At 35.9% G+C, this 21,829-nt stretch carries 25 protein-coding genes and 3 pseudogenes; 6 read left to right on the top strand and 22 right to left on the bottom strand.

Features of this window, described 5'->3' with window-relative positions:
• Positions 1–19 precede the first annotated feature (19 nt).
• The 13 genes from BDR01S_RS26235 to BDR01S_RS09905 form a co-directional block, all read right to left on the bottom strand.
• Positions 20–502: a hypothetical protein gene (locus BDR01S_RS26235; RefSeq protein ID WP_235846535.1), complete on the bottom strand. Its 483-nt coding sequence runs from the start codon at positions 500–502 to the stop codon at positions 20–22.
• A gap of 171 nt (positions 503–673) precedes the next feature.
• Entirely contained in the window at positions 674–913 is a 240-nt protein-coding gene (locus BDR01S_RS26045) for a VOC family protein (protein WP_218007867.1), read from the bottom strand.
• An 18-nt stretch (positions 914–931) separates the two neighbouring features.
• Complete coding sequence (locus tag BDR01S_RS26490; RefSeq protein WP_268874671.1) at positions 932–1,057, bottom strand: VOC family protein; 126 nt, start codon at positions 1,055–1,057, stop codon at positions 932–934.
• Positions 1,058–1,412: 355 nt separating this feature from the next.
• Positions 1,413–2,369, bottom strand: a complete 957-nt coding sequence (locus BDR01S_RS09855) for a hypothetical protein (RefSeq protein WP_082797376.1) — start codon at positions 2,367–2,369, stop codon at positions 1,413–1,415.
• A 30-nt stretch (positions 2,370–2,399) separates the two neighbouring features.
• Entirely contained in the window at positions 2,400–2,636 is a 237-nt protein-coding gene (locus BDR01S_RS09860) for a hypothetical protein (RefSeq protein WP_066253961.1), read from the bottom strand.
• 199 nt (positions 2,637–2,835) lie between these two features.
• Complete coding sequence (locus BDR01S_RS09865; RefSeq protein WP_066253958.1) at positions 2,836–3,384, bottom strand: hypothetical protein; 549 nt, start codon at positions 3,382–3,384, stop codon at positions 2,836–2,838.
• Positions 3,385–3,815: 431 nt separating this feature from the next.
• Complete coding sequence (gene ppsA / locus BDR01S_RS09870) at positions 3,816–6,416, bottom strand: phosphoenolpyruvate synthase (RefSeq protein WP_066253956.1); 2,601 nt, start codon at positions 6,414–6,416, stop codon at positions 3,816–3,818.
• Positions 6,417–6,754: 338 nt separating this feature from the next.
• Positions 6,755–7,723, bottom strand: coding sequence for a ring-cleaving dioxygenase (locus BDR01S_RS09875; protein WP_066253954.1), 969 nt, complete (start codon positions 7,721–7,723; stop codon positions 6,755–6,757).
• 95 nt (positions 7,724–7,818) lie between these two features.
• Positions 7,819–8,217 carry a DoxX family protein gene (locus tag BDR01S_RS09880; RefSeq protein ID WP_066253951.1) on the bottom strand — a complete coding sequence of 133 codons (399 nt, stop codon included), beginning with the start codon at positions 8,215–8,217 and terminating at the stop codon, positions 7,819–7,821.
• A 60-nt stretch (positions 8,218–8,277) separates the two neighbouring features.
• Positions 8,278–8,700 (bottom strand): MarR family winged helix-turn-helix transcriptional regulator, encoded by a 423-nt coding sequence (locus tag BDR01S_RS09885; protein ID WP_066253948.1) that lies wholly within the window; start codon positions 8,698–8,700, stop codon positions 8,278–8,280.
• Positions 8,701–8,900: 200 nt separating this feature from the next.
• The gene (locus BDR01S_RS26240; RefSeq protein ID WP_066253946.1) at positions 8,901–9,365 is read right to left on the bottom strand and encodes a CBO0543 family protein; all 465 of its coding nucleotides are present in this window, start codon (positions 9,363–9,365) and stop codon (positions 8,901–8,903) included.
• A gap of 438 nt (positions 9,366–9,803) precedes the next feature.
• Positions 9,804–10,241, bottom strand: a complete 438-nt coding sequence (locus BDR01S_RS09900) for a VOC family protein (protein ID WP_066253941.1) — start codon at positions 10,239–10,241, stop codon at positions 9,804–9,806.
• Positions 10,242–10,301: 60 nt separating this feature from the next.
• A complete protein-coding gene (locus BDR01S_RS09905) occupies positions 10,302–10,718 on the bottom strand; it encodes a VOC family protein (RefSeq protein ID WP_066253939.1) in 417 nt (138 codons plus the stop codon).
• A 361-nt stretch (positions 10,719–11,079) separates the two neighbouring features.
• On the opposite strand from BDR01S_RS09905, the gene BDR01S_RS09910 reads away from it, so the two are divergent.
• Positions 11,080–11,682: a hypothetical protein gene (locus BDR01S_RS09910; protein WP_066253933.1), complete on the top strand. Its 603-nt coding sequence runs from the start codon at positions 11,080–11,082 to the stop codon at positions 11,680–11,682.
• A 38-nt stretch (positions 11,683–11,720) separates the two neighbouring features.
• Here BDR01S_RS09910 and BDR01S_RS09915 read toward each other — a convergent pair.
• The 4 genes and pseudogenes from BDR01S_RS09915 to BDR01S_RS09930 form a co-directional block, all read right to left on the bottom strand.
• Positions 11,721–12,275: pseudogene (locus tag BDR01S_RS09915) on the bottom strand (NAD(P)-dependent alcohol dehydrogenase); the annotation flags it as partial.
• Positions 12,276–12,453: 178 nt separating this feature from the next.
• Positions 12,454–12,768 carry a DMT family transporter gene (locus BDR01S_RS09920; RefSeq protein ID WP_066253931.1) on the bottom strand — a complete coding sequence of 105 codons (315 nt, stop codon included), beginning with the start codon at positions 12,766–12,768 and terminating at the stop codon, positions 12,454–12,456.
• Positions 12,769–13,110 carry a DMT family transporter gene (locus BDR01S_RS09925; protein ID WP_066253928.1) on the bottom strand — a complete coding sequence of 114 codons (342 nt, stop codon included), beginning with the start codon at positions 13,108–13,110 and terminating at the stop codon, positions 12,769–12,771.
• 21 nt (positions 13,111–13,131) lie between these two features.
• The gene (locus tag BDR01S_RS09930; protein WP_066253926.1) at positions 13,132–13,713 is read right to left on the bottom strand and encodes a TetR/AcrR family transcriptional regulator; all 582 of its coding nucleotides are present in this window, start codon (positions 13,711–13,713) and stop codon (positions 13,132–13,134) included.
• Between the two features lie 436 nt (positions 13,714–14,149).
• Here BDR01S_RS09930 and BDR01S_RS09935 point away from each other — a divergent pair, with 436 nt between their 5' ends.
• Both BDR01S_RS09935 and BDR01S_RS09940 read left to right on the top strand, forming a co-directional pair.
• Positions 14,150–15,502, top strand: coding sequence for an arsenic transporter (locus BDR01S_RS09935; protein WP_082797383.1), 1,353 nt, complete (start codon positions 14,150–14,152; stop codon positions 15,500–15,502).
• Between the two features lie 23 nt (positions 15,503–15,525).
• Positions 15,526–16,200, top strand: a complete 675-nt coding sequence (locus tag BDR01S_RS09940) for a YwrJ family protein (RefSeq protein WP_174523443.1) — start codon at positions 15,526–15,528, stop codon at positions 16,198–16,200.
• A 352-nt stretch (positions 16,201–16,552) separates the two neighbouring features.
• Here BDR01S_RS09940 and BDR01S_RS09945 read toward each other — a convergent pair whose 3' ends face one another.
• On the bottom strand, positions 16,553–17,371 hold the full coding sequence (locus tag BDR01S_RS09945) for a YxiH-YxzG fusion protein (RefSeq protein ID WP_235846536.1): 819 nt from the start codon (positions 17,369–17,371) through the stop codon (positions 16,553–16,555).
• Between the two features lie 986 nt (positions 17,372–18,357).
• Positions 18,358–18,846, bottom strand: coding sequence for a hypothetical protein (locus BDR01S_RS09950; protein ID WP_066253921.1), 489 nt, complete (start codon positions 18,844–18,846; stop codon positions 18,358–18,360).
• Between the two features lie 412 nt (positions 18,847–19,258).
• Between BDR01S_RS09950 and BDR01S_RS25300 the strand changes: the two genes are divergently transcribed.
• Positions 19,259–19,435, top strand: a complete 177-nt coding sequence (locus tag BDR01S_RS25300) for a hypothetical protein (protein ID WP_169801429.1) — start codon at positions 19,259–19,261, stop codon at positions 19,433–19,435.
• Positions 19,436–19,610: 175 nt separating this feature from the next.
• On the opposite strand, the pseudogene BDR01S_RS24850 reads toward BDR01S_RS25300, so the two are convergent.
• A pseudogene (locus BDR01S_RS24850) lies at positions 19,611–19,753 on the bottom strand (YnfA family protein); the annotation flags it as partial.
• Positions 19,754–20,030: 277 nt separating this feature from the next.
• On the opposite strand from BDR01S_RS24850, the gene BDR01S_RS09955 reads away from it, so the two are divergent.
• Complete coding sequence (locus BDR01S_RS09955; RefSeq protein ID WP_066253919.1) at positions 20,031–20,213, top strand: hypothetical protein; 183 nt, start codon at positions 20,031–20,033, stop codon at positions 20,211–20,213.
• Positions 20,214–20,525: 312 nt separating this feature from the next.
• Here the strand turns inward: BDR01S_RS09955 and BDR01S_RS09960 are convergent, their stop codons facing one another.
• Both BDR01S_RS09960 and BDR01S_RS25305 read right to left on the bottom strand, forming a co-directional pair.
• Positions 20,526–20,921, bottom strand: a complete 396-nt coding sequence (locus tag BDR01S_RS09960) for a DUF5661 family protein (protein WP_235846537.1) — start codon at positions 20,919–20,921, stop codon at positions 20,526–20,528.
• A 362-nt stretch (positions 20,922–21,283) separates the two neighbouring features.
• Positions 21,284–21,442 (bottom strand): hypothetical protein, encoded by a 159-nt coding sequence (locus BDR01S_RS25305; protein WP_157406136.1) that lies wholly within the window; start codon positions 21,440–21,442, stop codon positions 21,284–21,286.
• A gap of 160 nt (positions 21,443–21,602) precedes the next feature.
• Here BDR01S_RS25305 and BDR01S_RS24855 point away from each other — a divergent pair.
• Positions 21,603–21,770 (top strand): annotated as a pseudogene (locus BDR01S_RS24855) (NAD(P)H-dependent oxidoreductase); the annotation flags it as partial.
• Positions 21,771–21,829 lie beyond the last annotated feature (59 nt).

The raw sequence follows: 21,829 nt of genomic DNA on the forward strand, positions 1-21,829 counted from the left end.
TAGCTTAAAAACGAATTTACTACTTCAATTTTTGTAAATTACATTTTTCTTCCCAGAACTTCATTAAGTTTTTGTGAAATTCCTTCGGCTTTTCGATTAGAAACCAATCTATTGAATGTGCAGGTGTTTGCATCTTTTTCTTACGACGGATTCTAATCTTTTCGTGATTTGTATAGTGAGGATAAATCACTGTGGATTTTCCAATCCTTCCCTTAACCATTTTAATCTCTTCAATTTCATTCCAATAAATCTTATTCCCTTCTAAGTCAATTACAACCCCTTCATCATCCCAATAAAATCCTTTACCTTCATTTCTTTTTCTCAAAAGATAAATAGCATAACCTATAAAAACAAATGAGAAAAATAGCCCAAAAATAAATGAAAATATATGTGAAATGATTCCTCTTATATCAGTAAAACATAAAAATAAAAAAATAAGTCCCGTACCCATTAGAGTTGATATAAAAAAACGAGAAAGTTTATACAATCTTACTTGTTCCAAGGATAACAGCACCTTTTTACTAAGATTAATACTATTTTAGCCGTTTTTCTTGTTAAACTAAACTGCCCGTTAGTGGAACAAGCAAAAAAGCCACCGTAGCAGCTGGTGATCTTAAACTATCGCACCCGTTACTTTAAGAATAATATTTCACAATCGCGACAATGTAGTTGCCTACTCTTCGTATGGACAACCAATCTCCCAATGGAAACCGAATGGGTCAGCCAAGCGTCCCACCCGCCAACCGTGTGCATCTTGCACAGGATAAACTTCTGATGCACCAGCAGTTAGAGCCTGCTGGAACACCAAATCTGGGCTTTGCACTGTCAAGATCATCCGAACTGAGTTGCAGTTTTCCGCTCCAATATCGTCGCTTACCCAGAATTCTGCCCCGCCTACTACAATCCTTGACACTATAGCACCGCTTGGATCTTACATATGATAGACTTCCTTTGCCTGAAAAGCACTTTTGTAAAATTCGACTGCCCTTTTCCCATTACGTACCGACAACCAAGGAGTTATCGTACTTACGAACGTAGAACCATCTGTTTCCGTCACACTAATCGACCTCCTTTTTTCACTATTATGAATAGATAAACGCCTCGTCTGTTAATTTTCATTGAGGCGTTTTTTTAACTTAATTAAAATTACTTTCTGTGCTAAAGTACCCCCCCTCAATAAAAAACAGAACCGCCGGCAAGCGATCCCGTATTCACTCTTGCCCACGTCAGTTCAGCAAAGCGGAGGCTTACCACTAATAAAGGGATAATATTATTTCTTAATAATTGCTTTCATCGGATAAAATTCGGTTGGCATTATTCCTGCAATAACTGCGGGGTCTTCTGCGATGAGTTTTGGAACTTGTTCCACATTCTCGACTATGAAAGCCCTTGCTGTGCCTTAGAGTAAGGGTTCAAGTTTCTTTAATATCACGCTTGTCTTTTAGACATTTGATAGGATCAATTCTGATGGATTCCCAGTTTCCTTCAGAATCCTTTTTATATTGAGAAATTAATACATCTGTATCATTTGTTAATTGATAAAAGATAAACCGATAATCGGCTCCATCCGTACCAATATAATCAATCGTTTTGACGTAACCATCTTGTTTAGTAGGCAGCTGTTTTTTTATTAATTTGCACCATTCTCCATACATAATACCAACGACTGCTTCCGCATCATGCTGCCAGAGATGATAGGGTGCACATAGGAAGTCCTCTCCGTACAATTTCATCTGGTCAATTTTATACAGGTTTTGAACTTTTTTTAATTGGACATAGCCGTAATAATATGCAAAATAGGTGACACCTTTTGATGAACCCTCGATGCTCTCTAGCTCAATGAAATAAGGAACAATGCCTTTTTCATCAGGAAGTCTGTTCATCTTAATTAAATTTAGATGTCCAATTCCAGCAAACGATTGAAGATATTCATTATAGGAAACCCTTTTGTGATAGTCTTTTGTAAAAAAGTTATAAGCAATTGGATACGGCAGCTTTGCCATCCCCACAGTTCCGCACCCACCCAACTGATTTTGAGTGAGGTTTGCTGCCTCTCTTAAAATACTAAAGTAGTTTAAAACAGTTTCATCAGGAGTCCGAGTTAATGTTGTAGGGAGTTTAATTTCTTTGTAGTTTTTTTCATAATAGGGATCAAAAAATTGGATGTTCTTGACAAGGGTATTTTTAATAGGGAGGCTGGAAGGACGAAAGTATTTTTCGGCATCTTTGTCACTTATTAACGAAGCTTGGTTTCGTTCAACTGGTTGCCCAAATATTTGCGGTTCGTACTGAGATCCCATAACGAGAGTCAATTTTTTTCTAGGATAATGATTGAACGTCTGATTTATCCATTTTGTAAAGTGGTTCAATTATATTCCCCCTTCAAGAATTGGTATAAATCAACCAAATTTTTGTCGGTACTTGTATAAATAAATCTTTTCGACAATAAAACTTATCACCAAACCGATTATTAAGGGGACTAACGACCCTGCTGAAACAAAGAAAACACTTGCATTATTTGTGTACTCGTATTGAAACATTAACCAAGGAATAGTAAACACATAACCGAGCAAGTAAAGTAAGGCTGTTGTCAGTGCGAACGACACAAAAGTAACAATGAACCCCTTTAATTTCATTAAAAAGCACCTCCTAATTAAATGTTAACAAATTTTTCCTGTTATTAGTATCATTTATTTTTTTTGAGAATTTATTAGTAACAATCTTTTAGATTAGAGCCGAACAAAAAAGACACAGCAATATGAATTACTGTGCCTTTAGGTGTTTAAGTAATATTATTCCCAAACTTCATACCTTATTGGTCCTATAATAGGTTGGTTATAAAAATGAATGAATTAAAAATAGAATGGCAAAAGCAACACCAGACCGCAAATGCCACTTCCGGTCAAGCCTCTTATATCGAAATAGACCTGATATGGGAACTGGAAGCAGGACTATCAAGGAAAGTAATCCACTTATATTATTAAAATCAAATTTGAATCCGTGCATAAAGACAGCTACCGTATGCACGATAATAAAACCGATGGCGATAATCGCTGCTGGTGTATGCCATCTTCGTGCAAAGCGAAGCAAAGTTGACAACCATTTTTTCAACTTGTCTTGACCTTTCAATGTACGAAGCTTAATAATGCGAAGCAGCACATAATAAGCAAGTACAAAGAATATGGCAATTCTTGCATTGGAGCCAAAATCTTTAAATGTATGTTCGAACTGCTTGCTGTGTAGAGTGGTTATAGAAAGTTGTAATAGTCCCCTAAGTTCCCAAAGCATAAACGAAGCAGCGATAATAATCGCCACAATTACCCATATACGTTCCTTTTTAGGAATCCAGCCTTGTTTTTGAGCCTTGATTTCCCGTGTATTCATTGATCTGTCCTCCTATAAATAACAGTGTATATTGTTCGAAAAAACTTATTAAAGATGACAAATAAATGCCTTCCTTTTTTACAAAAACAAACTACTTAAAGTTAAAATAACCTTTAATTTCTTTTAAATACACTCTATCACAATAAATGAATGCATTTTCCATATTAATGAATTCTTAATGATAAATTAATAGAAACCGACAGTCGTCTCGTCTAAACTATTAACATTTATTAAAAATGATTGATCCACGCTTCACTTTTACTGTATTAACTGCAATTATAGTAGAATTTAGATCGAGAATAGTAGCAAGAAATGCAAAAAAACTCGCTACCAAAACGGCAGCAAGTTTTTTAGTCGAGAGATAACTACCTATCCTTCAACTAACATTACTTTTCTTAACCTGTGAACGAATAAAAAAACTTAAACATCAATTACAATATTTCGATATACCCTTCTGTTCCATGCACGCGAATTCGTTGCCCGTCTTTTATCAGTTTGGTAGCATTTTCTACCCCAACAACTGCTGGTAAGCCATATTCACGTGCGATAACTGCTCCATGGGTCATCAATCCACCAACTTCGGTGACGAGACCTTTTATCGATACAAACAATGGCGTCCAACTAGGATCAGTAAAAGCGGAGACTAAGATATCTCCATCTTCTAAATCAGCATCTGCCATATTTATGATGACACGAGCGCGTCCCTCGATCACTCCTGAAGAAACAGGTAGACCTACAATTGCTTTAGCTGGGAGATTTTCTCGTTTGTACTTACCTGCAACGATTTCACCATCAGACGTGATAACACGCGGCGGAGTTAGTTTTTCATAAAATCTGTACTCGCCTTTTCGTTTGCTGATGATCTGGTAATCAAGTTTTTTTGTGCGTACCACTTCGCGAAGTTCATCAAATGTGAGATAGTAAATATCTTCTTTTTCACGAATAACGCCCGCTTGTACGAGTTGTTCGGCTTCTTTTAGTAATGCCTTCTTATAAACAAAATAGCGATTAATCATGCCGTATTTTGGATATTCACGATACCCGATAAAATTCCGGATTTGGTCAATCATTCGTTTTGTTTCTTTGGCTTTTTGTTCACCATCCGGTATTTGCTTCAATCGGTCTATTAACTCTTGTTCCTTTTCCAAAGCTTCTTTGAGCCCTTGTTCGAATTTGCGCTTGCCGGCATTGGGTTCAAGGTTTTTGATGTTACCAAGAATAATGGGAACAAGTATAAATGGTTTTTCACTCCAACGAGTTCTCGTCATATCGATTTCTCCGGCACATCGCATTCCGTATTTGTTGAGAAAAGCATTGAAAGCCTCTCTGGTTTCTTGTCCACCCTCAAAATTAACCATTTCATCCAAAAAGTTATCATCTTTTACATGTTGTAAATAATCAATTACTTCTGGATATGGACGAATCACATCTGCGACATCCAATAGTGCTAATCCCATTTCCGAAGTTATATTGTTTGGTACAGATTGAGTAAGTGTGTCTGCTGCGTTTTTTTCACCTAACCACTCGTTCATTTTTTCATTGACCCATGACGTAGCATCCATAGCAGCCATAAATACGGCTGTACTTTTTGGGTCAAATAAAATCTTCTTTAACTCTTGGATATCTTCTTGGATAAAATCAAATAATTCTATTCCTGACTTCGTTTGGATGTTTTGTTTTAACTCTTCTATGGATGATTGACTACGCTTAATTAATTCAGAAACGATTGAAGAATTGTTTTCGATTTGTGCCAGCATATCTATATTGCCTCTGTTGGGACTCGGCACTTTAGAATCATTTGGTAAAGATTTTATAAAATCTCCACGCTCAATGATGTTCATAATTGCGTCTTTCATCAGCGGGTCGTGTTGTCCCATAACATTTAATAAAATGTTTCTACTGACAGGGGAAGCCAGTTGAAGTGTGACATCAACAAACAATCTCCCACCAGCTTTACGCATGGGTGCACGAGTCGTTAACAGGAAAAAAGACAATCCCAATGGTTTTATGGGGTCGGTCATCATTTGTTGATGACCAACAGATATATAGACGTGATTTTCTTGATCATTCGCTTCAGGGATGGGGAAAAGAGTAGTGATTGGCCGACTCTGGACAATATAAAATATTTCATCAACCAAACACCATTCAATATCTTGGGGACAGCCGAAATGTGCTTCAATCTTTCTGCCGATACGCTCAAGCTGTACAATCTGCTCATCCGTAAGAGCTTGTCTATTCTGCTTCTCAGACTCAATCTCCTGTTCTTTCGTACCGCCATCTCCCAAGGCATAAATAGCTAGTTTCTTGGTGGATATCTTCTTATCAATCACTTTGCCGTTGCACACTTTATAGTTATCAGCATTTACCAAACCAGAGACCATGGCCTCACCAAGTCCAAAGCTGGCATCAATGGATAACACTTTCCGATTAGAAGTGACGGGATCGGCGGTAAACAAAATTCCCGCCGCCTCCGGAAAGACCATCTTCTGAACAACAACAGACAGGTAGACTTTACGGTGGTCGAAGTTGTTTTTAATGCGGTAGGTTACTGCCCTCTCGGTAAATAGCGATGCCCAACATTTGCTGATATGCTGTAAGATTGCTTCTTTTCCGATGATATTTAAATAGGTATCTTGTTGGCCAGCAAACGAGGCTTGGGGTAAATCTTCAGCAGTCGCACTAGAACGCACAGCGTAAGCATGTTCATCGCCAAACTGGGAGAGATAGTGAGCAACTGCGCACGCAACATCTGCAGGAATTTCAACTTCTATAATGAGCTGTCGTATCTTCCTACTGATATCACCAATTTGATCTCGATTCTCTACTTTTAGCTTTGTTAGTTGATCTAACAACGCTTGAAACGTTTCGTTTTGTTCGATGGCTTTTTGATATCCCACTGTTGTAACACAAAATCCTTCTGGTACTTGTATTCCTTGAATTTTTGATAATTCCCCTAAATTTAACCCTTTTCCGCCAACGAGCAAAAGCTCTGTTTTTTCCATTTCCTGAAAACCGAGAACCAATGAACTCACTCTACATCTCTCCTAACACTAAATTAATAGAGGATAACGACCAAATATATCTTAATGTTCTATTGCATTTTAGCAGTAGTATATGTGAATAAACAGTCTATATTAACCGTTTTTTACATGCTATAATTAAATTAGGAAGAGTTCAGTAAAGTAAAAAGCTAAACCTTGTCATAAATGCGATTGAATATAAATTATCACCTGCTTGAACTACATAACCAAGATCAATAATAAAAGGAGATGCCGCAGCACCCCCTTGGTTAATTTTAGCCCAGTTTGTTTAAGAATGGCTCTGAGAAAACTTTTATTACCCATTCCGCAACTGCTATCTCGCATGAAACTTAATTTAAAATCAATGGCCGTAATTTTTCTTCAATCTCGTTTCGTTTTGGTTCCAAAAATGGTGGAAGTGCTAGTTTTTCCCCCATTGTTTCCTTTGGTTCATCTGTCGCAAATCCTGGTGTATCCGTTGATAATTCAAATAAGATACCATTGGGTTCCCTGAAATATAATGCCTTGAAGTAATAGCGTTCCACTTTCCCTGAATTCGGTAATCTGTGTTCCTTCAAACGCTTTGCCCATTGATCATATTCTTCCTCATTCGGAACACGGAAGGCAACATGGTGAACACCTCCACGACCTAAGCGGACTTTTGGCAAATCAGGTCTTGTTTCAATATGAACTTCCGCACCGCTGCCGCCTTCTCCAGTTGCATAGATCAATAGATCTGGATGATCCCCTTCAAGGGAAGGATAAGAACCGACAAATCGAAAACCCATGACTTCTGTTAAAACACCGATCGTTGGTTCCGCAATTGCGACTGTGAGGGTTACAGGTCCTAACCCAATAATGGCATGTTCCAGAGGAATATCAACCTTTTTCCATGGGGTTCCGGCTCTCACCCCTTTTTCACCGTTATCGGCTACCAGTTTTAAGCGAGTCCCCTCGAAATCTATAAATGCCAATGTATCACGATTTGCTCTTTTTTGAATTTCATCATGTTGAACCCCAAATTGGTTAAATCGATCTTTCCAAAATAACAATGAATCCGAATTTTTAACTCTTAATGATACAGTAGAAATATCTGAAGTTCCCCTGTGCGTTTGCCCAAGATGAGGAATGTCAAAGAACGTAACTTCAGTTCCAGGGGTTCCTTCCGCATCAGCATAGAAAAGATGATATGATTCTGTATTATCTTGGTTAACAGTTTTCTTAACCAATCTCATTCCTAAAATCTTTGTATAAAATTCATAATTTTTTTCGGCTTTTCCTGTTAATATTGATACATGATGTAGTCCTAAGAGTTCCATCTCAATTCACTCCCGTCACAATATTAGCTTAATTCTTTTGTTTGAAATTAAAGTTCCCTTTTAAGAGGAAAAGGTCTCTTAAAAGATCTTATTTATTAGAATAAAAATGAATCTAAAGCATATTGACCGGGACCGATCAAAGCTATACCAATAGCAACTGCAATTATAGTTAAATTGTATTCATAACCATTTGCTGTTGACCATAATCCATTTGGAGCATGCACTTTTACAATAGCCATTAACATAGTTCCTGCAATCATAATTCCTGCAAGCGGGGTTAATAGTCCTAAAGCAAACAAAAGTCCCCCAATTAGTTCTGCTAACCCAGCGAATAGAGCCATGGTCACTCCAGGTTTCATACCAATCGATTCAAACCAACCACCAGTTCCTTTTAATCCGTAGCCACCGAACCAACCAAACAATTTTTGAGCACCGTGACCCACAAATAGTAAACCAATTACCAAACGTATGATTAATAACCCAATATTTATCATCTTAAAATCCCCCTATTTTTTATCTCGAATTCGAGATATCATTTAAAAAAAAATGTACACTTAAACTTTGTCCCTAACTTTTTTCATGAGACTCACCAATGTCCCTGCCTCATCAGAAGTTAATGTATCAAACATATTATCAACAAACTCATGATATTTCGGCATGATTTCGTTCATCAATTTATTTCCATCATCAGTTAATATAACGTGTATCATACGGCGGTCATCTGGACAGGCATTTCGGCTTAATAAACCTCTTTGTTCTAGTTTATCTATTACATAGGTCATTGAACCACTTGAGACCAATATGCAAGTTCCAATTTGTTGAATGGTTTGTTTCCCTTTTTGATAAAGTACTTCTAAAACAGAAAATTCCGTAATGCCAAGCTTATTTTTTGCTATTTCAACCTTTATTTGATCATGAATAGCTTTCGATGTTTGCATTAATATTAGAAAGGGCAAGTTCGAGCATTTCCTCTCCATTTTTCACACCCCCTTTTAAAATCTTGAATTTAAATATCTTGAATATGAGATAATCATAATACATATAAATTCTTTTGTCAATTCCCATTTATTTTATTATTATTCAACAATCCTACCCGGTAACCATCCATGAATCGCAAAAATCGACTCTTCACCACAAAGAATTAAAATGGTCCTTCACCTTTTGCAATGGAGATTCCTTAAATATATCTATCCTTCCTGTTTATCAATTGCATAAGGAAACGGATAAACATCATTAGAAGAAAGGTGCTTATAAATGTGTATATCCATGTCCATGTATGGTATTTAATTAATTCAGTATATCTTTCAAAAAAAAACTCAATTATCGTTAAAACTGTGGTGTACAAAATACATTGTAGAACAATGTTGAGGTATCTTGAACGATAAGTGGTTTGATAAAAGTAAATACAAACAACTGGAAATAGAAGATATTCATAAAGAACGCTGGAGCTAAAATAGTTACTTAAAAATCTCGCTGGATATTCGAGCATTTTCTTTTCTACAACAAGAACACCAAAAAACGTTGAAAACCCAGAGGACAATGAAAAAATTAAAATCCAATTTTTGATGGGTGGTTTTCTTAAACTAGAAAACAATAGGGTGATCCCGATTATGAGCAGTGACCACAATATTATTCTATCCATAGATAAAATAGCCCCCTATCTTTTATTATCTTTTTTATTGACATTATTTCATTCTATTTATGTTCTAACCAGCGAATTAATTTTAAATTTCCTACTAACAATGCGTATAAAAAAGGATAAGAAATAGCAGATAACCACATAGAATACATCCCAATCTTAAACACAAAATTAAGTTCTTTTCTAGGATATACATCTAGGAATTTTTTTATAAAAAGTTGCAATGGAACATTGGTGCTTGTTTCACTAACCTGCCCCTTTAGTTGAAGAACAAAAAGATGAGATCGCCGCAGCATTCCCATCTTTAACAAAAGCCTCCGTTAGCGTAACAAGGCAATGCAAATTAATTTGCATTCTCTGTTAATTTAACTTTCTGCCGACTCTTTGTATCTCCTCTGTTCTTCCCTCAAATTCTAAATCATTTAAAGTCCCATTCAATATTTATCTGATTTTCTCCGCCAACTCTAAAATAATTCCCTCCGGACCACGAACGTAGCATAACTTATAACTTTCTTCATATTGCTGTATCTCACTAAAGATTTCCGTTCCCTTCTTTTTCAATTTTGCAACAATAGCTTCAATATCTTCAACAGCAAAGCAAATATGTCGGATCCCCAGCGTATTTGCAAAAGTTTGCTGAATATCTTTTTCATCTGACGGCGTATAAAATTTGACCAACTCTATCCATGCCTGACCATCTGGCATCCCCAATCCTACGCATGCCGTTTTAACATCATTAAGCCCAACTATTCTGTCCAACTGTTCTCCTTCCATTTCCCATTCCGCTTGCACTTCAAGTCCTAAATCAAGAAAAAACTCTTTAGCCTCTGAAAGATCATTTACGTTTATACTCACATGATCTATTCTATTGATCTTCATATCTCATACCCCCTATGTTCCTGTTATTTTCAATACCTGTATTCGTGTAAGGCTTAAAGTTTATTCTTGGTTCATTGCACTTTCATCCATAAATGCAACTTCCCATAAATGACCGTCTAAATCCTGAAACCCCCATATATACATAAATCCATGATCTTGAATCTCACTAAAAGATTTACCACCAGATGACAATGCCTTATTTACTATCTCATCCACTTGATCCCGACTTTCAGCTGAAAAGCAGAGAATTGCTTCGGCAGAAGTAGTAGTATCCACAATTTCCTTCTTACTAAATCCTTTGAAACGTTCTTCAATCATTATCATAGCAAAGATATTGTCACTGATGATCATACAAGATGCGGTCTCATCGGAGAATTGTGGGTTGAACTCAAAACCAAGCTCCTTGAAAAAATTGGTGGACTTTTTCACGTCTTTTACAGATAAATTGATAAAGATATTTTTGGATGTGAATGCCATTTTTATTACCTCCTATGAAAATTACTGGCAAGAAAGCCATGTCATTTAAGTTTTTCTTTGAATGTCTCTAAATATTCCACTCTTATAATGAGTCAACCTTCTTAACTTATGTGGCCCGATTGTTGGACACAAGTTAAACAACACTCTTTAACTATACGCACCCGTTACTTTAAGTACAACATTTCAAAATCTTTCTTGTGCAAAAAGAAAAAAGGCGACCTCCTTCTTGAAGTTCCGCACCCGGTGGTTGAACAAGAAATTGAGAGTTTTAATATAAAATTCATATTTATTCCTAAGAAAGAACGAGTGTGGTTTATAATTGATATTGTCTCAATAATATAAAATTATGGGAGCGGTGGAAATGAGTAAAAAAATTATTATAGCTTTGCTCTGCTTAGGTTTAATTGTGGTACTTTATTTTTCAGCTTTCCGTTCTGGTTCAAGACCTGATTCTAATACTATTCCTACTACATCCTTGGAAGAATCAATCTGTGCAAAAGTAGAAGCACAGAATGAGGATTGCAAAAAAGTGATTTTAATTGATACCGTTTCAAATGTGGCTTTTGTCGAGACTGAATTCGGAATCCTTCCTGTTCTTATCAGCAAAGACCATACCAAAATGGTAAAAATGATTCCAGGATTGGATTTCCAAGAATTCAGAGAGGAAAAGGAGGAGAATGGACCAATAACCTGGAGAGTTGAAAATAATGTCCAAAAGGATTTCTCCATTATATACGGATTTGCCAGAGACAAGGCTAAGACCATCATTATAAATAGTGAAGGCAATATTCAGCCAAATAAATTTTATGTTCGGGACGACTTGGCTGGTATGAGCGGAGGTTCAGGTACGGCTGCGTTGTGGGTTTGGTATATTACTTCTAAAGATGAAATGATTAAACCAGCGGATATAACAGTTTATGGATCAGATGGTCATCTTATTTACGGAGGAAGCAAAGAGGAATAGCTGCTTTTGACCAGCTACTCCTTATGTGATTTTTGGATTTACATTGTGCTAATGTCAATTACGAATCGATATTTGACATCTGAAGCCAATACGCGTTCGTAAGCTTCGTCAATTTTGTCGGCTGAAATGACTTCAATTTTAGGAGCAATGCTGTGTTCTGCACAGAAGTTCAACATCTCCTGTGTCTCACGGATGCCTCCAATCATTGAACCTGCAAATGAACGGCGATGACCGATAAGTGAGAATACGTTAAGTGACAATGGCTCCGCTGGTGCACCGACGTTGACCAGTGTACCATCTAACTTCAGCAACGAAAGATAGGCACTAATATCGATCTTTGCACTTACCGTGTTAATAATTAAGTCAAAGGATCGGCCCAGTTTCTCAAATGTTTCCGGGTCACTTGTAGCATAGTAGTTGTCTGCGCCAAATTGCAAACCATCATCCTTTTTCTTCAAAGTTTGTGACAGAACAGTTACCTCTGCACCCATGGCGTGTGCAATTTTGACAGCCATATGACCAAGACCGCCCATGCCAACAACCGCTACTTTCTTACCTGGACCGGCTCCCCAATGATTTAGTGGCGAATAGCTCCTACTTCTGTTACAATTCCCGCAATCTCGTGTCCAGGTACAAGTGGATAGTTTACGGGACCCCAGTCTCTTATGAACTTAGGCTACACACCGTATTAATTCGAAGTCAAAATTGAACTAAAACACCGTTAGTTAAGAAGAAATAAGCCTCCTGTTTTGGCAGCCTCTATAAACTAATTTATGATGTCAATTTTAAGCCAATTACTGCTGTTAAGATTATTCCTATAAATGAAATTCGTTTCCAATCTTTAGATTCTCCATAAAACAACATTCCAATGATTGTTCCCCCTATTGTCCCAATCCCTGTCCATACTGCATAGGAAAGCCCCATAGGGAGGTTTTCCATAGCTAAAGATAAAGAACCCAAACTTAATATAAAGCCAATAAATAATAGAATATAGGATTGTAAATTTCTATATTTATTTATGAGGTTCATAGCAATTACACCAACCACCTCAAAAGCTCCTGCTAAGAGAAGAAATATCCACCCCATTTATACTACACCTTCTTTCTCACCTGAATCTGTGGTGACAAGTTTTAGACCTAATACTCCGATTAGGAGCAAAAGGATGAAAACTATTTTTGTCCAACTGAAAGGTTCTCCAAACACGACCATATCAACCAAAACAGTTCCTGCTGTTCCTATCCCAGTAAAGACAGCATAGGCGGTAGCAACGGGTACTTTTTTTGTAGCTTTAAGTAATAAAACAAAGGATAAAGAGATAATCAAAATAGTGCCAGCCCAAGAAATCAAGTTAGTTGAATGTTTCAAACCCATCGCCCACACTATTTCAATAAGACCTGCAATAATAACAAATGCCCAATTTCGATTCATTAAAATTCCCTCCAAATACAGTTAATCATTCGAGAGTCCACGCCAAAACAGATACCAAGAGGCATCTAACCTTTTCTGCAAGCGTTCAGAACCTCCGTATAACATTTCTACGAATACCCCATCTAATACGCCCAAGAATGCAGCAGTAGCTCGCTCGGCTCCAATTATAGAGCTAATTTCCCCTTCTGACATAGATTTTCCTATAACTGGAACAAAAAGCTCTTCCAACTTATCTAAGTATTCATATACGTATTTCATCGCCTGTTCATATAGGTGAGTTGGTGGAAAAAAAGAGATACGAAGCCAAAACTTAGTAGAATTATTCTTCGCGTATCTCTCTTTGTACTGCAATAAAAAATCAAATAAAAAATCTTCAATAGGTCTCGTTTTATTACTGTCTATAAAGTTCATAACGAAACTTAACTCATCAGCAAATACGTCCTTACATACCTCAAGAAAAAGCTTATCTTTATCTTTGAAATGAGTATAGATGGATTGTTTTTTTATCCCTACATCATCGGCAATCTGTGACATCGATGTCCCATCGTAGCCATTTTCTGAGAAATGATTACGTGCACTTTCCTTAATTTGATTTGAAGTCATACTATCACCCTTCCGAACGTTCGTCAGTATATATTATCACTGGATTAAATCCTAGTCAATTATTACCTTTCCGTAATGAAATTCAATAATTCTTATTAAAAATTGCCTGCCCCATTAGCTTAAGTACATTTTTTCACAAATTATATTTCAACTTAAATTTAATTATAAGGGTTAATTCTTGTAATTAGCTAAGTTCTTCTATCTTGACATATGTAATTACTTGAATCGTTGTTTTTTAGACTCTAGTTGATTTTTTGGAAAAACGGGTACATACCCAAAGCCTGTCCTATTCGGGATACATATAAATACAGTACAACAATACAAGAGGGATAGATGGAAGGGAGGGACAAGAGTGGACTAACTATTGAGGGGGTTAGGTCGTCTCATGGAAACATCATGAAAAACTAACTAGAAAGAAGGAGAAAAAATGCAACCAATGGTTTGGATAACCATTTTATCTTTTTTGGTTACCCTCGGATTAATTCTTTGGAGACCTAGAGGCATTAATGAAGCTATACCTGCCACGATAGGTGCGATTATTGTCATACTCAGTGGAAGTGTTTCTCTAACAGACCTGGGTATAATTGCAGAAACGATAAGCGGTGCTGCGATAACTATTATGGCAACGATTGTAATGGCGATTGTCTTAGAGAGTTTTGGATTCTTTAACTGGGTGGCAGAGAAGCTGGCGGAAAAAGCAAATGGTTCTGGCATCAGATTATTCTGGTATGTCAATCTTTTATGTTTTCTCATGACACTCTTTTTCAATAACGATGGAAGTATCTTAATTACAACCCCAATTCTAGTCATGTTATTAAACAACATGGGCTTAAAAAACCATCAAAAAATTCCGTATTTGCTCTCTGGAGCTTTAATTGCAACTGCTTCGAGTGCTCCAATTGGTGTAAGTAACATTGTCAATCTGATCGCTCTAAAAATCGTCCATATGAGTTTGTATCTGCATACGGCGATGATGTTTGTTCCTGCCACGCTTGGTTTACTTTTGCTGACTTGGCTTTTGTTCCTTCGCTTCAGAAAAGTCTTACCGAAAACAGTTCCTACTAAGATTACTGGACGGTCACTACCTTCTTACCATCCACTTAAGCCAAGTCCTTTGAAACATGGTACAGAGAAGGAACGTTCAAGGTTTATGCGAAATGTCCTGCTGTTTGTATTTTCAGTCCGTGTTAGTCTATTTGTCGCTTCGTTTCTTTCCATTCCCGTCTCTCTTATGGCTGTCATTGGCTCGCTGGTCCTTTTAGGATGGAGATGGGCTTATTTAAAAATATCTCCAACAGATATGCTGAAAAAAACGCCGTGGTATATTATCGTGTTCGCTTTTAGTATGTATGTGATTATCTACGGTCTGAATAATATCGGTCTAACAGACTGGTTGATCCAATTCATGCGTCCGATGGTTTCCGGAAGCCTGCTCAATGCGAGTGTGATGATGGGGGCATTGCTATCCGTCCTGTCCAATATATTTAACAATCACCCTGCTCTTATGGTTGGAACCCTAACGTTAATGAATATGAAGCTCAGTTTACTAGAATTGAAAATAGCCTATTTAGCTAACGTCATTGGCAGCGACATGGGATCGTTACTGCTTCCAATGGGAACGCTTGCTACCTTGATGTGGATGCATATCGTAAGGAAAGGAAAAGTAATGATCAGTTGGTGGCAGTATATAAAAATCACAATTGTGGTTATACCACCTGCTACACTGTTTACTCTAGTTGTCTTGTATTATTGGGTTTATTGGCTCTTTGGTGGAGTACTCCAAAGATAATTTGAGAAAAAAGGAGAATTAAGATGCTTATAGATTTTATAGATTCAAGAGGAATTCCAATTGAGGTTGAAATTTCAGGAGGCGTTATTCACAAGGGAATCCTAACAGATGCCGGGTTGGACATCATTGTTTTATACGATGGGAGGACCGATTCATACCTGTATATTCCATTTGTTCATGTTCAAAGAATAAAAGAAACCATTTTAGATGAAGAATATACCTCTTATACCACTCCTTCAGAACAACCAATTGAAACGGATGTAATATCGTTTCGTAAATCATTGACGATTGCTAAAGGATTGTTTGTCAAGGTTAACGTCACAGGGAATAAATACATTCATGGGTATATAACCAACATTATGAACGACTATTTTGTCTTTCACTCCCCTGTGTACAAAACAATGTTTATTTCGATGAATCATGTTAAATGGCTAATTCCGTATCCCCCTAATACAATACCGTATTCTTTGAACAAGGAAAATCTACCCCTTGGGCCTATATCCGCTCCTTTAGCTAGATCCTTTGATGAACAGTTGAAAAGATTAGAAAATCAACTAGTTATTATAGATGGCGGAGAAAATACGGAAAAAATAGGCTTACTTCAAAAGATTCGTAATAACAAAATGATTCTTATAACAGCTGAAGGGGAAACGGTTTGTCGCAATTTAGAGCATATCAAAACAATACAATTACCGTAAATACCTTTAGTAAAGATAAGGAACTTAATAAACTCATCTTTAACAAAAAATAAGTAAGTAGGTGATGTCCGCATGAAAATACAAAACAAACAAAAAGAGTAATCCAACCAGAGTTTGCCGACGAGGCTGGATTACTCAATCACTTCTTAAGTTGTTTGTTAGACCGTGTCGTTCAATGCACGGTCTTCTTTAAGGTGTATCATATATTATATTATATGTTGTATGGTTTAATTTTGTTTTAAGGAAGAAAAAATATTGTAATTCTATCCTGCTCCGTTAGGACAACAAGAAAAAAGACCGCCACAGCGATCATTTCTTTAACTCTTGCACCCTTTACTTTAAGTACAATACTTCACAATTTCCTTTTATATATTCCATCTTTACCATATACATAAAGAAACGTCCCACGCATAAACACAGGTCCATTGATGCGTTTGCCGTGTTCATCTGTTAATTGCAGTTTTTCCTTTGGAGTAATCGTTCGATTTTTTATTCGAAAACGCATCATTGTATACATATCTACTTGACCAATTAATCCTGCTTGGTCAAACATAAATTGCTGTATCGTATCATCACCTTCAACACGATAACGAAAAGACTCATTCATCTCCGTCAGTTGAACAAGATAAAAATCATCATAGTAGAAGAAATATACTTCCTTTGAGCTCAGGACATTTAATGCATAACAATCAATAATTCCATAATTGCTTGCACCCCATAACTTATTACCATTCATTGTATAGGCAATAACACCAGAACTCCCCATAGGCTGTTCCCATCCAAAATTCCCAAATATACCTTCGTCAAAATAACTTACCCAAATTGTATCTGTTTCGTCAATTTGCATATCACTAATACCATCACCAAGTGTAAATGCTTCGATTAATTGTCCGTTAGGATTATATCTTCTAGCGTTTCGTTCAATGTATTTACCATCTTTTAAACAGCGACCTTGAACAACAAGTAAAGTGCCATCTGAAAATAAGTCTACTTCGGTAGGCATAAGAGGAATATTTTTTAATTCAACTGTATCAATACTTTCACTTTTTATAATCCGAATTGTCCAGTTATGTTTTGGTACAGGACGTTGAAAAAAATCCAGTTCCTGTATATTACTTTCAATTAATAGTAATGTTCCATCTCTTGTTATTTGACCATCTACGAAATTCAAGTTTGAGGAATAGTTAATGCACTTTTGTAATATTAATTTTTCTATTTCTATCACCCTAATCTAAAGTGTAAAAACTTTTATAATTACTTTATGATTTTACAATAGTAATACAAAATCCTTATTAAAGTATTTCGAAACGGTTGTATCACTAATTGCATCAGGAAGATGAATTTTAACTATACCAATATCTATAGTCAAATTTTCAATATCAACCATATAAAACCTCCCAACACACTTAGTATATTGGATTCATTAACAAAGATACGAAAACAACGGGGTAATGTTGCTCTATTATCCTGACATTAGTGATCAACAAAAAAAGAACTGCTACGGCAACTCCATCTTCAACTCAAGCATCTGTTTGTCGAAGATAATCCTACATTTCTCAGATAGGACTTATATTGAATATTCACGGCCTCAGTATCTTTCTCATTGGAGACCATTCCAAATATCCTGCAATTACCGCACTTTTTGCATTCAAATATATATCTTACTTCCTTATTATATCTAAAGGCGTTTTCTTCGCATTGAATTTCTGTATTTAGAGTGCTTTTATACCATTGATTATCGGAACATACATCACAAATTTACTTTCAAAATAAAAAAGAGTTACTCTTGTAGCCTTACGAGTCCGGTTTTGACACGCAAAATAAGAAATAAAGCTAAAAAACAATCGAATGAACACCCTATTAACACCCTTTTTAGCATTGTGTTCATTATATTCGAAAGGGCTTTGTGGAATAATGACCATTGAGTGTTTACTTAACAATGAAAAACAATTTTATATTGATGGAGGAGATTCTAAATGTCGCATAACATCTCAAGCAATAATACAGAAAAAATTCACTTTATGTTAAAATCCACTCCGCCGAGAAGAACGTTTCACCAGGATATGACAGAAGAAGAGCGGAGCATTATGCAACAACATATCTCATATTGGATGGACAATCAGAATAAAGGAATTGCCTTGGTATTCGGACCTGTTCTTAATCCTTCGGCCCCACACATATTAACTCACCGTAAATTTCAAATATTACTAAAAATTCCTGTATTTCTTTTATCACATTTGGCATATCTCCATATCCATCCACAGCCATTTCATAATCAGCCTCTAATCCATTTATTTTTGAAAATACATGATCTTCAATATTAAGCTGCCAAGCTAATCTATACATCAAAGTAACCACTTCATTAATTTCGATTTCTTTTTTCTCAAATGATTTGTAGATCAAGCCTAAAATAACCTTCGATGCAGTTACTTTATAATTTCCTTTTGTTAATTCACTCAAAAGGCTGATAACGTCTATGATTTTTTTATTACTCGATAATGATACTTCGTACAATATATAAGGAATCTTAGAAGAGTTCAATTCTAAGATTGTTGAATCAACCCAATCTATTACATTACGTATTTTAAAATACCCTATTCCCAATCCAACTTCATATACAGCTACCTTCTCTAACAAGCTCAGCATTTTTTACTCCACCGTTTACGCAAGATTTGTTTTTATATTAGCATTTATTTCACTTCAACTTCTATTGATGTAAAGCACCGGTTAATTGAACAATATATTACCAATGTATGAGTTTATTTATCAGACCTTCTTTTTAAGAATAAGATACTTACCGAGAAAACAACCACGTATAATCCCCAACCAATTATACTATCCGCCTGAATGTGAATACCTTGGGACCTTATTATAGATAAAATACAAACAGAAAGAATTACAGCTATAAATAAAGAAAACACCATATTTTTTAAGGTCTTACATCAGTTTTAGTTCTATATCAAATCCAAAAATATATAGAAAAAAGAAAAGATAAGTAAACCTTATTTAACAAATAGGTGCAATATTTAAAAAAGCATTTTTAAAAACTGAAAAGGCGATGTGGTTTGAAATGGGGATTAAAGGTGCGGTGCTTCTTTCTGTTATATTAGTATCAGTGATGTTTATTATTATTGATACAACTGTACCAGAAGGTAATCTTCGTTCTATTTTAAGTGGATTATCCGTAGGTATTACTGTATTAGTTGTAAATTTTATTGCTAAAAAGAGACGGTAAAATTAGATTTTGTTGTGCAACTAACAGGTGCTTTATTTCATGATGGACTTCTGATGCGAACCCATCTTTTCATTTTTGAAAAAACAACTACAAATATAAGCCCGTTCTTCAACTAACGAGTGCAAGTTATGGCAGCTACCTTTCAACTCTTGCACCTGTTAATTTAATAAGAAATTTATTGACGTGGTGCAAACAAGATGACCGAAGCACCAATTAAACATATACCTGCACCCACCCAATCATATAAATCAGTAGTTTTTTTATCTATGCCCCATCCTATAAAACAGATAGCACTATAAACACTCCACCATACGCGGCCCCGTTACTTTAGGTACAACATTTCACCATGTTTTCATTGGAAAAGAAAAAGGCGACCTTCTTCTTGAAGTATCACACCCGTTCGCTGAATAAGGAAAATTTCCGTTGTCCGCACTCCTTACTATACACAACTATCCATGCTCTGTCCCTACCGCCTTGATTCTTACTCTCACGACTTTCCTTGTATATCCAGAATTTTTGGACTGTATATGTGTCTAATGGCTTAAGGTCGATATCTTGGGCAAAATACAGTTTATATACATTAGAGGGGGATTGTATGAGGCTAAGAAATGGAGATTTTTATACAAATGTTTTTACCAGTAAGTTATATAGGTTAAATGAAGATGACGATAGTAGCTGGTACTTGAGTTTGCGTGATAAAGAAGGTTATCATGAAACAGAAAAGACATCAGGGCGTGATATGATTAGACTGGTAGAAGGTAGTTATATAAAAAGCTAATAAAAAAAGCTACCCCATTCCTGTCATTGTACCCGTAATCAGATTCTTTTAGTGGAAATGCGGCATTGCCATTGCCCCCTATAGAAAATATTATGGGAATCCTTCCTGGGGAACACAGGGGGCTCATATCCTTCTTTTTAATAAAGTTTTAGGGAGCTATTTGATTCATTTAGATCAGATAGCTTTTAACTTTTACTTTTCTAACTTCTTACATATTGCACAAAGTGCCTAATTAGATTAAAGTTGCTGGGCAGCCATTATCGGATTAGCCGATCAGATTCGGAATGCACCTCTGGCAAATGACATCAGGAATTATTTGTTCCAATATGCTTTTGCTTCCTCCTCAAGAACTTTTAACCTTTTATAATAATCAGGAAACTCGTTAAGATGAGCCAATGCAATTTTCCCAGTAATTAGAGGGTCATCCCCAGTAACATTAGTTTGGCTGGATTGTTTTCCGTGTTCAAGTTCAGTATTTACACCCATCCAAAACTCATCTAAATTAAATTTACTTTTAGTAAAGTCAATACCTAAAAGTAAAGCTATTGCTGCAGCTTCCTCTTTAGAAAAGCTAGTTCTGACCCTATATAAACTATTCGATGCAATATTATTAGTTCTAAACATAGTTGGATATTTGTTAAGTGAATTTCTATTTGATAAATGAGTAAAATCCCTACCATAGTTAGAACAGTTAATGAAGTGATTCATATACGGAAAATTATTATAGTAGTACACATAATTCACTCCTAAAACAGTAGTTACCAATAACATATGTTAATTACTGGTTTATGAGCATGTAATCCTAAAAACTAAACAAACAATGAATTCACAAAAAATACGACTTGGCTTTTTAAACTAACCTTTAGTTGAAGAAGATTAATTAAGTAATCGGTTCAAAATTTTTGATTTGTATTTGTAAATGATAGGAAAAATACTCCATTAACATACTTAAGAAGTGATTTTTTGAATACGCTTTTCACTTATTATTATTTTAAAAGTAACTAATTAAAAAGAAATTCATATTATAAAATAAAGTTCTTTGAAAGAGGTGTGACAATTGACTCAACATATTACAACAGGACCGCATCCTGGACAACCTGGTGCTTGTATTGCCCAATATAACCATACGCCTTTAAGCCATACTCCCCTTCCCCACTCTTCACATAATCCATCTTCTCATCATCCATTTTCTTATCACAATCATATAATGCCCTATATTCAACAGCCATTTACTCCTTATAATCATCATTATGGAAATCCTTCCTGGGGAACACAAGGGGCTTCATTTCCTACTTTTTATTAAAGTTTAGCGAGCTATTTGATTTATTAACATCAGATAGCTCTTAACTTTTACTTATCTAACTTCTTACATATTCCACCGAGTGCCTAATTCGATACAAGGGAGCCATTCCTCTATTCAACAGCCACGGTAGTCGAACAAGAAATTACCCAACGTTCGAGATTAATGTAGAAAATGAACAGCAGCTCCTATTGGAGCACGATCGTATCGTTTTTCAATTTCCATTCTACTGGTACAGTTCACCCGCTTTGTTAAAATAATGATAGGATTTGGTTTTTACTTACATCTGAATCTGTTTTAAGTGCCATCCATGGAA

This window comes from Neobacillus drentensis NBRC 102427, assembly GCF_001591445.1.
Classification (GTDB): domain Bacteria; phylum Bacillota; class Bacilli; order Bacillales; family Cytobacillaceae; genus Neobacillus; species Neobacillus drentensis.